We start from the raw sequence: 15,068 nt of genomic DNA, 5'->3' as shown, positions 1-15,068 counted from the left end.
GTAGTTTTAAATTTCCAGCTCAAAGATCTTGGGTGCATGGCTAATGAAGCTATAGCCATCAGCGAGTACGACTACGTCATCTTCTATGCGTACACCACCATAGCCGGGGATATAGATGCCGGGTTCTATGGTGACGACGTAGTTTGCTTGAAACATGTCCTGGCAGACCGGACTGATGAAAGGCTGTTCATGCAGTTGTATGCCTACGCCATGACCCAACCCAGTACTGGTATAAGCGGCAAATTCCGAGGCCTGCAAAACATTGCTGGCTGCAGAACTGGTGACGATAGCTAACTGACCGGCATGCAGACTATCCAGTGCAGCTTGCTGTGCTTGTTGCACGATGCGGTACATATCGCTTTGTTGCGAGTTGGCCTTGCCAGCGACAAAGCTGCGCGTCATGTCCGAGCGATAGCCATTCACGACTGCACCAAAATCAATGACGATCAGATCGCCCTCACTCAAGGTTTTGGCTGACGGTATGCAATGTGGCAGGGCAGAGCGTGGGCCAAAACCGACTATGCTGGGGAAAGACAAACCTTCAGAGCCCAGTTTTTGCATGCGGTATTCAAGTTCAAGTGCAAAGTCACGTTCGCTGACGCTTATGCAGAGCAGAGGCATGCAGTCATGCAAGGCCTGGTCTGCAATCGCAGCTGCCTTGCGGATTTGTGCTATCTCCCATGCATCCTTGATTTTGCGCAATTCCTCTATTACGCCAGCACTGGACGTGCATGCAATGCCTGTCAACTCTTGCGCTATGCCTGACCATGTCTGCAAAGTGATATGTCCTGCTTCAAACAGCAGGCTGGTAATGTGCTTTTTATCCAGCACCTGGCGTATCGCCTGCCCCAGGCTTTGCTGATCACGGTTGCGACATATGATCTGGCAATCAAAGCATTCTTCTTCAGCCTGTTCGATGAAGCGATAATCAGTAATCAGAAAGACCTGATCCATCGTGACTATGCCATACGCCGCTTCACCAGAATAATTGGTGAGATAGCGCAGATTGTCGAGCGAGAAAACCAGTAAGGTTTGCTTCTCCTCAATGGACATGCGCTGGCGTAGTTTACTCAGTCTTTGTTCAAATTCAGCTTTCATCGGAATATGAATCCTTGTATCAGTGGATCTTGTGGGTCCAGATAAAAAGTACTGCGTCCTGTCACGTGGGCACTACCCTCCACGCGCGGGATGATGGCGCTGTGGTAGCCATAGCTTTGCGGATGATAGGCGGCTACCTTGAACTGGCTGCCGAGTATGCTTTCTATGATGATGTTCTCTCCCACCCGCAAAGCGCCACGTGCATGCAGGATGGCGGCCTGGCCGGACACGCCGCTGCCTGTCGGGCAGCGGTCCAGTTCGCCGTCGGCAAAAATGCAGACATTGCGACTATGCACGCCCGGTGTGGTGGATGGCGCAGAAAAGATGCAGCCATACAGGAAGCTGAGTTCATCATCAAAAGGGTGATGTATCGGTATTTGCGCCTGCACCGCAGCCTTGATGCTGCGCCCCATGGCGATGATCTGCCGGTGGTTATCAGCGGCCAATGACAGCCCCAGGCTGGGCGCATCCACATAGGCGTAATAAGCGCCACCATAAGCCAGTGTGACATTCACCTTACCCAGATCAGGCACGTCAACTGCTACGTCCAGGGCGGCGACAAAGGAAGGTACATTGTCAAAATAGGTGCGTGTAACTTTGCCGGCAGTCATTTCGGCATAGGCAGTGATTTGTCCGGCCGGCACATCTATCTTGATGGTAGTCATGGGCCCGGTGCTGGCCACTACACCGGCTTCCAGTGCCACCCTTGTCAGGGCGATGATGGCGTGACCGCACATGGTGCTATAGCCTTCGTTATGCAAGAACAGCGCACCAAAATCGCTGTCCACTCGCTCAGCGGCGACGATGATGCAACCATACATATCGGCATGGCCACGTGGTTCAAACATCAATGCCGTACGTAAATGATCGTAATGTGCCTGGCAATATTCACGCTTGTCGAGAATGCGTTTGCCCGGCAGAACCGGAAAACCAGCCGTGATGATGCGCAAGGGCTCGCCGCCGGTGTGGCAATCCAGACTGCTGATCTGCAAGATATCAGACGATGGTCGCCAACTCGAAAAAGCCATGGCTTGGTTTGCACTTGGCATGGTCACGCTCCTGCTCAGAATTCTGCTTCAAAAGTGTTGCTTCAAACGCGTCAGCTTAGAGTGCGTGAGCATGTCTGTCTTGACGGTTTGCCTGTTCCCTTGCGTGGAAATTGGCACAGCAAAAAAATATTTTGTCTGCTTAAAATTTCCGCAAATGTTTACGTATATTTAAAATATATTTATGATATATTAAAAATGACATGGGCAGTTTCACTGGAAATCAGTGAAGAAATGTCAGTGAGCTCTAGCAGGACAGCAGAGCTGGCGTCATCAAAAAAGCAGTAAAAGATGTTGCCTCAGAATAAGCACGCAGTTTGTAATCCAGGCGGTTTGTGCTTTGGCCAGCTAATTCACACAAGGGATTAGGAAGCAGCAAACAACACCACTGACACTGCGCAAGCGAGAAGAGCTGCGCGAGCTTCACATTCCAGGTAATACCCAACTCAGTAAGCAAGAAAATAAGCAAGAAAATAAGCAAGAAAATCAAGAAATATTATCCAGATCCGGAGCAGACAAAATGAAAGAAAAAGTATTATCCCATTCGCTGAGACTGATGTTCGCCAGCGGACTAGGTTTGAGTATTATGGCTGGCGCCAGCCAGGCGCAAGATACAACAGCGCCCATGCAGCGCGTGGAAGTGACAGGCTCATCCATCAAACGCATTAATCAGGAAACTGCCTTGCCTGTGCAGACCCTGTCACGCGCTGACATAGAAAAAAGTGGTGCGACCAACGTCGAAAGCCTGATCGCTGCTTTACCCAGCATGCAAGGGTTCAGCACTGCCAATCAAACCATCAATGGCGGTGGTGGCGGTTTGCAAACTGCTTCCATCCATAATATTGGCGCTGCTTACACTCTGGTCTTGTTGAATGGCCACAGACTGGCTTCATATGGTGCGGGTAGTACTGTTAACCTGGCCAGTATTCCTTTGTCTGCGGTTGAACGAGTGGAGATTCTGACGGATGGTGCATCGACACTGTATGGCTCAGATGCGATCGCTGGCGTCGTCAATTTTATTTTGCGCAAGAATCAGACTGATGCGGCTGTTGATTTCAGTTATACCCATCCGCAAGAGTCGGGTGGGAAATCATATCGCATCGGCATTTCCAAAGGCTTTGGTGATTTGGAGAAAGATGGCTATAACGTTTTGCTGTCGTATAGTCATGACGAGCAAAGCATGCTCAATGCCAATCAACGTTCGTTTGCTGATACCGGCGTCAGAAGATTTTCAGCCAATGGAAAAAACTATGCGACCTGGTTTTTGTCAGACAATTCCAGTCCATCGATAGCGCAGTTGAATTTCAAGAATGGTGCAGACCCCATTTTGTTCTCACCCAACTATTTGAAAGACAAAACCTGCGGGCCCAATACCTTCCAGGTAGAAAACCGTTGCCGCTACGATTATGCATCGACAGTGCAATTGATACCCGAATCAAAACGCGACAGTCTGTTTTCTTCGTTAAATTACAAACTCAATAGCGACACCACTATTTTTGCTGAAGCAGTCGTTTCCAACTTCAAGCAAACCGGTCGTTATGCACCGGCTGCACAGCCTTTGAACCTGGGTCTGGACAGCCCTTTGTTCGCCAAATATGTAACGCCTTATCTGGCTGGTCTTGGTGTTAATCCTGCTGATCTCGATTCAGCCAGAATGCGCCTGCGTATTTCTGATGCCGGTGGCCGCAATACTGCCTACACGACGGAAGCACAGCATCTGGTGCTGGGTGCAGAAGGCAATGCCTTTGGTTTTGACTATAACTTGTCGTACACGCATTCCATCTCCAAGCGCATTCGTGATTTTGCCGGTGGTTTTTTGAGCAAGGACAAATTCTACGCCATAGTTGATAGCGGCAAATACGATCCTTTTGCACCTGCTGGTTCTTCTGCTGCGATTCTGGCGCCAGCAGTCTTGCATGAAAACTGGTCCAGCTCCAAGAGTACACTGGATGTATTAAGTCTGCGTGGTTCACGCGAACTGTTCGCCATCGGCAGTGGTAAATCACAACTGGGTCTGGGTGTCGATTTCAGCAAGCAGCGTTATGACTACTTCGCTACGCCCATAGGTATGGGCACCAATGCCCTGCAACCAAATTATACTGATGCACCTCTGGGTGATTCTCCTGGTGATTTGCCGATTGCCGCCAGCCGTAAAAACTGGGGTAGCTTTGCAGAACTCTTGCTGCCCATCAGCAAGCAATTCGATGTGACCGCTGCGCTGCGCTACGATGATTACAGTGCCGTCACGAATACTGCCAATTTTGATGAACAGGGCAAGCCTATTGCTTCTGCCACGCAAGGTAACAAGGCTGACAAACTGACTTACAAACTGTCTGCTGCTTACCGCGCATTTGATAATCTCTTGTTGCGTGCTTCGTATGGTACGGGTTTCAAGATGGCCAGCATGAGCGATATCACATCACCGCTTATCCATAGCGGCAATACTGGCGGCACTTATCCTTGCCCGGTGAAATCACCAGATCCACGCGCTGTAAATTGCATGGGTTCTACCCAGTATGATGTATTGACTGGTGGTAATCGTTTGACCGGTGAAAACGGCTTGAAGCCGGAAGAATCTAAGCAAGCCAGTATGGGCATACGCATAGAACCTACATCCAGTCTGTCCCTGGGTCTGGACCTGTGGGATGTGAAAATGTCTAACCAGATCGCGCAATTGCCCGAAGCCATTGTCTTTGGTCACCCTGAGCGTTATCAAAACCTGTTCTCGACGTTCTATGAGCCAGGTCAGGGCGGCAATATCCTGGTCGGCACCCTGCCATCCTACAATATCGCCAATGCGCATTATCGCGGTATAGACTGGGATCACAGCTTCAAGACCGCTACACCTTTGGGCAAGCTGGCTTTGAACTGGACAGGTACTTATATGCTGATGTCTGACTTTGACATTCCTGGCAGCCCGACTGTGCGCAGTGTTGGCCGCTATGATGAAAATAACGCAGTAGCTTTCCGCGTCATCAGCAAGCTGGTGGCGACGCTGAAGACTTCAGACATTTTCACCCACGCCCTGACGATGAATTATCGCTCTGGCTATCACGATGCTTCAGCTTCTGTGCGTGAAGTAAATGCGAATGGCAGTTTTGGTGATTTTGCCACGGTCAAGCGCGATGTTTCTTCTTACACTACCTTTGACTGGCAGACGCGGGCGCAATTGCGCAAAAACCTGGCCCTGACTGTGGGTGTGCGCAATCTGTTCAACGTCAACCCGCCTTTGTCACTGAAAGAAGGCAATGGTGACCAGGTTGGTTACGATGGCCGTTATACCGATGCACTGGGCAGGACTTTCTATCTGACCGGTTCGTATAACTTCTGATCGGCTTGAACTAATCCGTACCCTGCAGAGTACTTTGATAGAGCAGGGTACGCTTAGTGCTGCAAATTGAAATAAGCGTAAGCCAATGCTGCCGCGATAAACAGGCAGATATAAATACCCAATGCAGAACCCTGGTTTTGCGCTGGGCTGCCTGGGCGGCGGGGTTTGTCAGTTTTGGCTGCCGGTTTTCTCTTTTGGTCCGTATCTGCTGCCATCAAGGCCAGGATGGGGCCGGGATCAAGTTTGACCAGCTTCGCATATGCGCGTGTGAAGCCTTTGACTATCGCCGCCTCAGGCAGGGCGGGATAGTCGTCTTTTTCCAGCGCGATGATTTGACGTGGTGCCATTTTCAATTGCGCCGCTACTTGTTCTATCGACCAACCCAACGCAGTGCGTCCCGCAGCCAGTTTGGCACCGGGGGAAGCAGCCAGTCTTTGTGCTTCGGCTTCCATCAAATCTGCTGCAATTGGTTGGCCCAGGCGAGATTCAATCAATTCCTGATAATGAAACGTACCTGTAACTTCTGACAGAGCAGGCTGACTATGTTCAGAATCTTTCATTACCCTTGCCTCATATATAACAATTATCCAAAACAATTGCGCAAATGCAAGCCATTGCATAAATGGCAGCAAACTATAACAATGAACTGAGCAGATCATGCTCGAGTTCATACCTGCGGTGCTCTACTATTTGCAAAGGCAGAAATCGATATTTAATTGATATCAAGTGTCGCACTTTGTCGCAATGTATGCTGCAAACAGCAAAACTTGGCCTCGCTGAGTCGCCGATTTCATGAGAATCGGGTAAGCTGCGAGTTCATGTTGACATGGCAAGATATTAACTTGGTGGTCGTTACAGCAAATAATCATTTATTTGCGCAATTGATACCATAATTGTTGCCAGAGTCAGCATAAAAAGCACTGTCGTAAGATTATCTCAAACTGCCTGTTCAGGATACTAATTTTATAGGCGATACAAAATGGTTTTGGAGTGCCACTAATGATTAAAATTGCCGTTGTTTCTTACAATAACGAAGCACCAGCCGATCCGGTTTCTGCGGTATTCGGCCCGGAACCAGCTACGATAGGACGAAATGTAGAGAATTTCCTGGCTCTGCCCGACCCTAAACACTTTGTTTCTCGTACCCAGGCCAATATCTGGAGTACTGGCAGCCAGCATTTCATTAATAACCTGAGCCTGGCTAATCCCGTCTCTATTAACGGCAAGGAAATAGTGGCAGAAACTGCTGTTGAATTTCATGCAGGCGATCAAATACAGGTAGGTTTGTACGTATTGCGGGCAGAAGCTGTTGAGTCAACTGAATCAGCTGAATCGACAAGCAGTCCTGTTGCCGTTGATGCAGTAGTGCAGGTGGAAGCTGTGCCTGATGTACAAAAAGACCACGTAAGTGATGAAGTAAAAAGCAATGAAATAAAAACAAATATCCAGGCAGAAGTCCTGCCAGCAAGTCAATCAGCAGTACGCCTGCAAGCAGGAAAAGACAGTTCTCCAGCACAACCTCCGCAATTTTTGTTGCGCCCTGAAGCGAGTACTTCACAGACAGGTGCAGCCGTTCAGACTGAAACCGTGGTTACTGATGCTCAGCCCTTACAGGCAAGTGCTACAAAACCCGACCTTGCAAAAGCCGGCAGCGCAGCAGGCAATGCCACGGCTAATGCCAATGAGCTTATTCAAGCTTTTTTGCAGGGAGCAGGTCTGCAACAATTGAATCTTTCGTCCGGTCTGACCGTGGAGCTGATGGAAACCCTGGGCAAATTCATGGCAACTTCGGTTCAGGGGGCGATGGAAGAGCTTTCACAGCGTGCCTTACTCAAGCGTGAAGTGAAAGCAGAAGTAACCATGGTTGTCTTAAGGGAAAACAATCCTTTAAAATTTTTCCCTGACAGTAAAACTGTGCTGACCCAGATGCTGCGTAAAAAGATGCCAGGTTTTATGGCACCGGCAGAGGCGATGGAAGATGCTTTTTTTGACATACGTACCCATCAGATGGGAGTGGCTGCAGGTACCCGCGCCATTACGGATGCTATCCTGAAGACCTTGCAGCCCAGCCATGTCGAAGCGCAATTGGGTACGCCAGGCCTGATGGACCAGATCAACCCGGCACGCCGCAAGGCAGCCATGTGGGATCAGTTTAATGCCTTGTATGACGGTATTTCGTCAGGTAAGAAAGATGAATTTCAGGCGATGTTTGGCAAGGAATTTTTGCTCGCCTATGAAAAAGAAGTAGAAAAAGCAGAGTCAAACCGCTAGTTTTCTGTGCATAAACCTAACCTTAGCCTAGCCATGCATCTGGACACTGCGCAATTTACTGCCATTGGTACCCGCAAAACCAATGAAGATGCACTGGCCTGGGCAAATGAGGACGAACTTGCCTGTTTTGTCCTGGCCGACGGTACGGGTGGCCACTCCGGTGGTGAAATCGCGGCCAGGCTGGCGATTGATGCTGTCATAGAAAAATTCGTGCAGGAAGCCTCGTTCAGTGCCAGGGCCTTGCGCTCTTACCTGGATTGGGCCATTTTGAAAGTGGCACAAAGCAAGCACGATAATCTGAGCCAGCGGGAAATGAGCACCACCATCGCCGCGATACTGATAGACCAGAGTAATCGCTGTGCCTTGTGGGCGCATATGGGGGATACCAGGATCTACCAGTTTCGTCAGGGCAGGATCAAGGCGGTATCAAAAGACCACAGCCAGGCTCAGCGCCTGGTTGATGCAGGTATGGCCGACCAGTCGCGCATACGCCAGCATCCTCATCGTAACAGGCTGTTTGCTGCCATAGGCGCAGAAGGCGACAACGCCCCCGAAGTGACGGCAGATGCCCTAGAATTACATAACGGTGACGCCTTTCTCATGTGTACGGATGGTTTTTGGGAGTGGGTACATGAGCATGAAATGGAATTTTGCCTGGCAACGACCAACAGTAGCGAGGCCTGGTTAAGTAAAATGAATGCCATCGCAGAAAAAAATATTAATACGTCAAAGGCAATTAACAGGGATAATTTCTCGGCTTTTGCAATTTGTCTGTATGACGAACAGGTAAAACGCTGAATTAACGCGAACCGGAAGCCGGGAATGTGAATAACACGCCGCTTCTGCTTCAATAAAGAAACTAAGATCCGAGTCAGCCTTGAACACAGAAAAAGTACTCGCCACTGCAGCACCAACTGCATTTCATGCAGGTACCGAGAATTGTCTCGCTGTCGGCACGCGGCTAAATGACTTTGAAATCACCGGTGTTTTGGGTGAGGGTGGCTTTGGTATTGTGTATCTGGCCTTTGACCATTCCCTGCAACGCACAGTTGCCATCAAGGAATACATGCCGGGAGCGCTGGCCGGCCGTTCTGCCGATACCAGTGTGACGGTCAGGTCAGAGCGTCACAAAGCCACTTTTGAAGCCGGTTTGAAGAGCTTTATCAATGAGGCGCGCCTGCTGGCACAATTTGATCACCCTTCGCTGGTCAAGGTGTACCGCTTCTGGGAAGAAAACAAGACCGCCTACATGGTCATGCGTCATTATGACGGCCATACCCTCAAGCAAATCGTCAATAAACGCCCCAAGCTGGTGACTGAGGCCTGGCTGCGGTTCATCTTCAAGCAGATACTTGAAGCGCTGGACACCTTGTACCGCTCAAAAATCCTGCACAGGGATATTTCACCTGACAATATCATCGTGCAAAAGAATGGTGTGGCAGTCTTGCTGGACTTTGGTTCTGCCCGCCAGATTATTGGTGACATGACACAAGGCATGACGGTTATCCTCAAGCCCGGTTATGCGCCTATAGAGCAATATGCTGACGATGTGGAAATGCCCCAGGGTTCCTGGACGGATATCTATGCGCTGGCAGCTGTCATGTATTTCGCCATCATGAAATCACCACCGCCAATATCGGTAGGCCGTGTCGTGAAAGACACCATGATGCCCTTGCAGGATGGCGAGCATGCGGGCTTTAGCACCAAGTTCCTGAAAGGCATAGACCTGGCGCTGGCAATACAGCCGCAAGATCGCCCGCAAAGCATGGATGAATTCCGCCAGCTGTTGGGGATCAGTTCCTTTGCATCTGTACGCAAATCGCGCAAGGGCCGGGAGGAGCATGCTGCGGGCATCGCAGAGGGACAGGATCATCAGGTCCATGCATTGCCCGTCAAGGATGTGGCAGCCGTCAAAACACACAGGCCGGAAACCAGGACTGCAGAAGGTGGGGCAAGCGCGCAAGCAAAGTCTGGCAAGCTTTTGTTTCCCATGTTGGCAGTAGCTGCAGTACTGGTACTGGTAATCGCCTATTTAGCCAGCCGCCAGGGAGCGAACAAGCCTGGCCAAACGCTGCTTGCTGCTCCAGCCCCCGCCTCTACTGCTGCATCTGCGCCGCAGTCAGTGCCTGCTCCGGCATCTGCTGCCGTGGCTGCTCCAGCAGAAAAGCCTGCAGTAGCCGCTGCCAGCAATGCCGCCCCTGCAACTGCCAGCGCGGTAGAAGCGGCAGACAAGCCAGATCCAGAAAAACTGGCATGGGACAAGCTCAAGGACGATAATACTGTTACGCTGGAAGCGCTGAACGCATTTTTGCAGCAATACCCGCAGGGTAAATTTACCGATGTTGCACAAGCGCGCCTGAAGGAAGTGAAAGCGGCCAAGGCTGCGGCAGCCAGCAAGCTTAACCTGAAGCTGGCAATCAAGCCCTGGGGCACGGTTTTTGTTGATGGCGTACAGCAAGGGGCCAGTCCGCCTCTCAAGCATTTAAGTCTGGCTGCAGGCAAGCACAAGATCAGGGTAACCAATCCTGGTTTCCCCGATTTCATTACCGAAATCGAAGCAGGGAAAAGTAATACTGCAACCATCGAACATGAGTTCACGAATAAGTAAAGTGCAAGAAAAATGAATAAATTAGCCCAAATGCTGTATGTGACGGGCCTGGTGGTGGTGTGTACCATCTTGCAGGGCTGCGAAACACCGCCCAAACAGGCTCCTGCTCCCAAGCCTGTTGTGAAGCCAAAAGAACTTCCGCCACCGCCGCCACCGCCACCAGTGGAGCCGGCAGTCCCTTTGCTGAGCTCAGATGTGCAAGCCTTGAAAGATGGTACGGCGCTGTATGATGGTGGTGACTACAATGGTGCCATCAAAAAACTGAGTGGCAATGAAATCTGGAACGGGCATAACAAGGACGTGCAATTAAGTGCCCTGAAGCTCATGGCCTTCAGCTACTGCGTTACATCCCGCACGCAGTTGTGTCGCCAGCAATTTGACAAGGCCCTGAAGCTGGACCCGGCTTTCAATTTGTCTGCTGCTGAAATCGGCCATCCTGTCTGGGGACCGGTATTTTTGAAATCAAAAAATGCAGTCAAGGCACCAGCCCCAGCCAAGAAAAAAGAAAGCACCGCAGTAATCAAGTAAGCAAAAATAAGCGGTAAGTGAGCCTGTGTGTGAATAACTGCTACCGGCACAAAATATGCCGGTAGCAGGTATTAATCACGACCAAATGGTGCATCGACCGCATGGCTTTGGCCCGTGAACCAGCGCGGCCCTTGTTCTGTCATATAGAAATGGTCTTCCAGGCGTATGCCAAATTCGCCTTCTATGCAGATCATGGGTTCATTGCTGAAACACATGCCAGCTGCCAGTGGGCGCATATTGCCCTTGACCAGATAAGTCCATTCATGAATGTCCAGGCCTATGCCATGGCCAGTGCGGTGCGGCAGGCCAGGTAACTGATAGTCAGGGCCAAAACCGGCGGCAGCCAATACCTTTCTGGCGGCTGCATCAACTTGCTCACACGGCACGCCGATTTGTGCCGCATCAAAGGCTGCTGCCTGGGCGGCTTTCTCCAACTCCCAGATATCGCGCTGACGCTGGCTGGGTTTGCCAAACACATAGCTGCGCGTGATGTCCGAGTTATAGCCATGCAGCTTACAACCGGTATCGATGAGTACCATGTCCCCTTCACGCAGGAATTGTTCGCCGTCCGGGCCATGTGGCATGGCGGTGGCTGCACCAAAACTGACGATGCAAAATGTGGATGCGCTGCCACCATAAGCGCGGTGTGCCTGGTCAATAAATCGGGCGACTTCAAAAGAAGAAATACCTTCATGCAAAATTTTTGCTGCCTTCTTTTGTACTTCCAGCGTCAGGTTCTTGACCTTTTGCATGATGGCCAGCTCCGCTGCTGATTTATGCATGCGGCATTCAGCCGTGATGCTGGCGGCATTGATGATTTGTGCCAGCGGCAAGACACGGCGCAAGCCATCGAAGACAAAGAAGGGCGCGTTTTCATCAAGGGCGATTGTGGCTGTTTTATAACCAGCATCCAGCAAGAAGTTTTTGATCAGCAGGCAAGGGTCATCTTCTTCTTGCCACAGGCGGATGTCGGCATCTGCGCCAAGGGTTTCACGCAACTTGGAATCTTCAAAGGCCGGGCAGAGATATGTCAGCCTGGCGTCCGGTGTCATTACAACGGCAGTCAGGCGCTCACTGGGGTACCAGCGCAGGCCGGTGAAATAATACAGGCTGCTGCCAGCAGGCAGGATCATGGCATCAACGCCATGATCCTGCATCAGTCTGGCAGCTTTTTCTACTCTGGCCTGGCGCTCTGCTGCGCTGATGGGGCTGACATCGCTCAAGTCTGTCTGGATGCTGGCTAATTCTGTGGCTGCTGTGGAACCGCCTATGCCAAAGTTCATATTTCTGCCCATGCTAAAGAAAAAAGAGGGGTCAGCATAAGGTCTCTTGCCAGGATTGTCTTGATCATTTTCACTCTACATCATGCGGAAATGGGCATAGGAAAAACAAATCCCGGCGCTGTACACGCCGGGATTCATGGATAACTCCCTTCACAAGACAGGATGCTATCTTTTTTGCTTATTTGAATTTATAGCTCAAATTCAAATAGACATAACGTCCGCGCGGATTGCCCCAGCTAGAGTTGTAGCCCATGCTGGAGGTCGCATCAAATGAAGGATCGCGATTAAACAGATTATTCGCACCTGCGCGCAACACCATATTTTTCCAGCCTGAATACGACATGGATGCATCTATCGTCGTCATAGGCGATACCACGCCACCATTGGTGTAGAGATCGTACCAAGAGTTGATGACCAGGTTAGGCGTGCGGTCTATGCGGAAACCAGCAGTATAATTTGCCCGTGTTGTCGCCGACCATGGACCCATATCCCAACTGACCCCGAGATTTGCCAGCAAGCGCGGGTTATTATATTCACCCGTATCACAAGACGTATTGTCGGGACAGTTGATATACACATTGTCCGCCAATAATTTGGTGTTGTACTTGATGGTATAGGTGGCTTCACCGGAGATCTTGAATTTGCCAAAGTTTGGTGTGCGCAGGGTGTAGGCAAAATCTGCATCTATACCAGAGGTATGTGCTTCAAAGCGATTGACGAAACCCGTGGTTAGCGCTTTCAGTTGGCCGCGCAATGGACCCAGGCGTGCTTTGTCTGCTGCAGACAAAGTTGCATAGGCAGCGATGTCTTCTGGTGTAACTGCGGCACGGGTGACGTTGGCCTTGTAGGCGCCATCTTCATTACCCAGGACTGTCACTGTATCAAGGACATCAATCTTGTTGCTCCATTTGATGTCAAAGTAAGTCATGCCCAGGCTCAAGTCCTTGATAGGCTCAAACACAAAACCGATATTGTATTGATTGGACTTTTCGGGCTTCAAGTCCTTGGTCCCGGCATTTTTTGTATTGACCTGGGTGCTGCAAAAGCGATCAAAATAAGAATCCCCGCCAACACAGCGTTTGATATCGTTGACTGTATAGAAAACGTCACGACCCTGGCTGAAGCGTTGCGGCAACGACGGTCCCACCATGCCGGTACTGTAATTCGCGCGTAACAGGAAGGTTTTATCCGCGTTCCATAAGACACCCAGTTTAGGGTTGGTGGTGTTACCGGCCAGTTCATAGCGATCATGACGGACAGCTGCTTGTACTTCAAGATTCTTTAACACAGGTATGCGCATTTCGCCGTACAGGGCTGACAGTGATTCTGAACCACGTATGGCAGGAAGCACAGCGTATTTTGCCAGCAGACCCTGTTGCCAGTCACTTGAGGGATTGTAATCCAGTGAATTCTTACGGAATTCGGAGCCTATGGAGACGCCAATTGCACCACCTGGCAAGCTACCGAATTCTGTAGAAGTTTGCAGCTTGATCGAGTCAGACTTGCTCTTGGCTTTGACATACATATTGCCAGCCAGCTCATTGATCAGGGCAGCCGGGTTTTTGTTTGCGCCGAAAGGATTGTAGCGGCCATCTTCTATGGCTTTATTGAAGGCTTCCAGCTTGTAGGAGCCCAGAGTAGTGGCATTAGTGTCTTCCACAGTATGGGCAAGTGTTACTGACCAATCCCACGTGCCAACCTGGCCTTTCAATCCGCCAACCAGCCACAGGGTATTGAGATCCGTTTCCAGGCCGCCTTCACCAGGAAAGTTGGCTCTGATCGTCACAGTCTTGCCATAAGTGTTGAAGGGATTGCTGGCGGGGACAGAAATATTGCCGCGGTCGCGGTTTTGCAGCCAGGATGTTTCGCCGTAGATGCGTTTGTGATACTTGGTCACAAAGGCTGAAGCAAATGCCGTCATCTCTGGACTGATGTCCCAGTTGGCATTGAGCGTTCCACCAAAGCGCTTGGTGGGTTTGACCAGGTCGGAAAACTCGGCAGTGCCGTGCAAGCAGCCATTCCGGATCGCGGATGGAAACCAGTCTGCGCCGCTAGGGTAGGGCATCTGGGCGCTTTTGGCACATTCAGGATCAGGGAACCGGTTTGAACCAATGGCCAGTGTGCCTGGGCCCGCCTGTCCATTGGCGATCGCGCCATAGACGTTGGCATACTGCACGCCGCCGGGTTTGTTGGTGAAGTCTATATGATTGGCCCAATCACGATCCACACCACGTATGCGTTTTTGCTCTTCAGCCGATAAGCTGTACGAAATATTGTATTTATCCGTTTCGCGGTTACCGAAGCCGCCAGTCAGAGAGAATTTGCTGACATCGCCACCACCGCTTGTCGTTTTACCATAGCCGGCGCTGACCTCAAATCCTTCATAGTTGCTACGCATGATAAAGTTGATGACACCACCTACAGCATCTGTGCCATAAATGGCTGAAGCACCATCCTTGAGCACTTCTATGCGTTCAATTGCAGCCAGGGGGATGGAGTTGATGTCGACCGATGTAAAACCGTCAGAATCATCCGAACCCGAAACTGGCAGGCGATTACCATTAAGTAAAATCAAGGTGGGCATACCGCGCAGGCTGGCAGTTGCCGCACCATTTCTGAAATTATTGCCGTCCGTGAATTCTGAGCCATTGCCACCAGCAGAAGTCAGGTTGCGCATCAAATCAAGCACTGACTCTGCACCGGAGCGCAATATCTGTTCCTTGGAGATAACGGTAATAGGCGAAACACCCTCCACTTCCAGGCGTTTGATATTTGAACCGGTCACGACCACTTTTTGTACTGGCGCAGCATCTTGTGCATAGCTGCTTTGTAGTCCTATCAGTGCCAGGGAAATGGCCAATGCGGATTTTTTCATGTTGGGTAAAGTTTTCAAAGTATGCTCC

Annotated in this window: 10 protein-coding genes; 5 read left to right on the top strand and 5 right to left on the bottom strand. The window is 50.6% G+C overall.

Annotated features, from left to right (window positions below; translation table 11 throughout):
- Positions 1 to 6: 6 nt before the first annotated feature.
- Complete coding sequence (locus AC3WQT_RS10395) at positions 7 to 1,098, bottom strand: M24 family metallopeptidase (protein ID WP_492703803.1); 1,092 nt, start codon at positions 1,096 to 1,098, stop codon at positions 7 to 9.
- Positions 1,095 to 2,147, bottom strand: coding sequence for a proline racemase family protein (locus tag AC3WQT_RS10390; RefSeq protein ID WP_492703802.1), 1,053 nt, complete (start codon positions 2,145 to 2,147; stop codon positions 1,095 to 1,097). Before AC3WQT_RS10390 ends, AC3WQT_RS10395 begins: the two co-directional genes overlap by 4 nt.
- A gap of 517 nt (positions 2,148 to 2,664) precedes the next feature.
- On the opposite strand from AC3WQT_RS10390, the gene AC3WQT_RS10385 reads away from it, so the two are divergent.
- Positions 2,665 to 5,475, top strand: a complete 2,811-nt coding sequence (locus AC3WQT_RS10385) for a TonB-dependent receptor (RefSeq protein WP_492703801.1) — start codon at positions 2,665 to 2,667, stop codon at positions 5,473 to 5,475.
- 53 nt (positions 5,476 to 5,528) lie between these two features.
- Here the strand turns inward: AC3WQT_RS10385 and AC3WQT_RS10380 are convergent, their stop codons facing one another.
- Positions 5,529 to 6,035, bottom strand: a complete 507-nt coding sequence (locus tag AC3WQT_RS10380; protein WP_492703800.1) for a helix-turn-helix domain-containing protein — start codon at positions 6,033 to 6,035, stop codon at positions 5,529 to 5,531.
- Between the two features lie 439 nt (positions 6,036 to 6,474).
- Between AC3WQT_RS10380 and tagH the strand changes: the two genes are divergently transcribed.
- From tagH to AC3WQT_RS10360, 4 genes are all read left to right on the top strand, one after another.
- Positions 6,475 to 7,746 carry a type VI secretion system-associated FHA domain protein TagH gene (tagH, locus tag AC3WQT_RS10375; RefSeq protein WP_492703799.1) on the top strand — a complete coding sequence of 424 codons (1,272 nt, stop codon included), beginning with the start codon at positions 6,475 to 6,477 and terminating at the stop codon, positions 7,744 to 7,746.
- A gap of 33 nt (positions 7,747 to 7,779) precedes the next feature.
- On the top strand, positions 7,780 to 8,544 hold the full coding sequence (locus AC3WQT_RS10370) for a PP2C family protein-serine/threonine phosphatase (protein WP_492703798.1): 765 nt from the start codon (positions 7,780 to 7,782) through the stop codon (positions 8,542 to 8,544).
- Positions 8,545 to 8,623: 79 nt separating this feature from the next.
- Complete coding sequence (locus AC3WQT_RS10365; protein ID WP_492703797.1) at positions 8,624 to 10,354, top strand: serine/threonine protein kinase; 1,731 nt, start codon at positions 8,624 to 8,626, stop codon at positions 10,352 to 10,354.
- A gap of 12 nt (positions 10,355 to 10,366) precedes the next feature.
- Positions 10,367 to 10,882 (top strand): TssQ family T6SS-associated lipoprotein, encoded by a 516-nt coding sequence (locus AC3WQT_RS10360; RefSeq protein ID WP_492703796.1) that lies wholly within the window; start codon positions 10,367 to 10,369, stop codon positions 10,880 to 10,882.
- Positions 10,883 to 10,953: 71 nt separating this feature from the next.
- On the opposite strand, the gene AC3WQT_RS10355 is transcribed toward AC3WQT_RS10360, so the two are convergent.
- Both AC3WQT_RS10355 and AC3WQT_RS10350 read right to left on the bottom strand, forming a co-directional pair.
- A complete protein-coding gene (locus AC3WQT_RS10355) occupies positions 10,954 to 12,165 on the bottom strand; it encodes a M24 family metallopeptidase (protein ID WP_492703795.1) in 1,212 nt (403 codons plus the stop codon).
- Positions 12,166 to 12,343: 178 nt separating this feature from the next.
- Positions 12,344 to 15,058, bottom strand: a complete 2,715-nt coding sequence (locus AC3WQT_RS10350; protein WP_492703794.1) for a TonB-dependent receptor — start codon at positions 15,056 to 15,058, stop codon at positions 12,344 to 12,346.
- Positions 15,059 to 15,068 lie beyond the last annotated feature (10 nt).

It is taken from the genome of Undibacterium sp. FW305-107 (assembly GCF_058788535.1).
Note: the sequence above shows the minus strand (reverse complement) of the source record. Positions and strands in the feature narration are given on the sequence as shown.

What these genes read in the sequence shown, in the direction of transcription:
- AC3WQT_RS10395 (WP_492703803.1), bottom strand. Translation starts at nt 1,098, where the DNA reads ATGAAAGCTGAATTTGAACAAAGACTGAGTAAACTACGCCAGCGCATG.
- AC3WQT_RS10390 (WP_492703802.1), bottom strand. Translation starts at nt 2,147, where the DNA reads ATGCCAAGTGCAAACCAAGCCATGGCTTTTTCGAGTTGGCGACCATCG.
- AC3WQT_RS10385 (WP_492703801.1), top strand. Translation starts at nt 2,665, where the DNA reads ATGAAAGAAAAAGTATTATCCCATTCGCTGAGACTGATGTTCGCCAGC.
- AC3WQT_RS10380 (WP_492703800.1), bottom strand. Translation starts at nt 6,035, where the DNA reads ATGAAAGATTCTGAACATAGTCAGCCTGCTCTGTCAGAAGTTACAGGT.
- tagH (WP_492703799.1), top strand. Translation starts at nt 6,475, where the DNA reads ATGATTAAAATTGCCGTTGTTTCTTACAATAACGAAGCACCAGCCGAT.
- AC3WQT_RS10370 (WP_492703798.1), top strand. Translation starts at nt 7,780, where the DNA reads ATGCATCTGGACACTGCGCAATTTACTGCCATTGGTACCCGCAAAACC.
- AC3WQT_RS10360 (WP_492703796.1), top strand. Translation starts at nt 10,367, where the DNA reads ATGAATAAATTAGCCCAAATGCTGTATGTGACGGGCCTGGTGGTGGTG.
- AC3WQT_RS10355 (WP_492703795.1), bottom strand. Translation starts at nt 12,165, where the DNA reads ATGAACTTTGGCATAGGCGGTTCCACAGCAGCCACAGAATTAGCCAGC.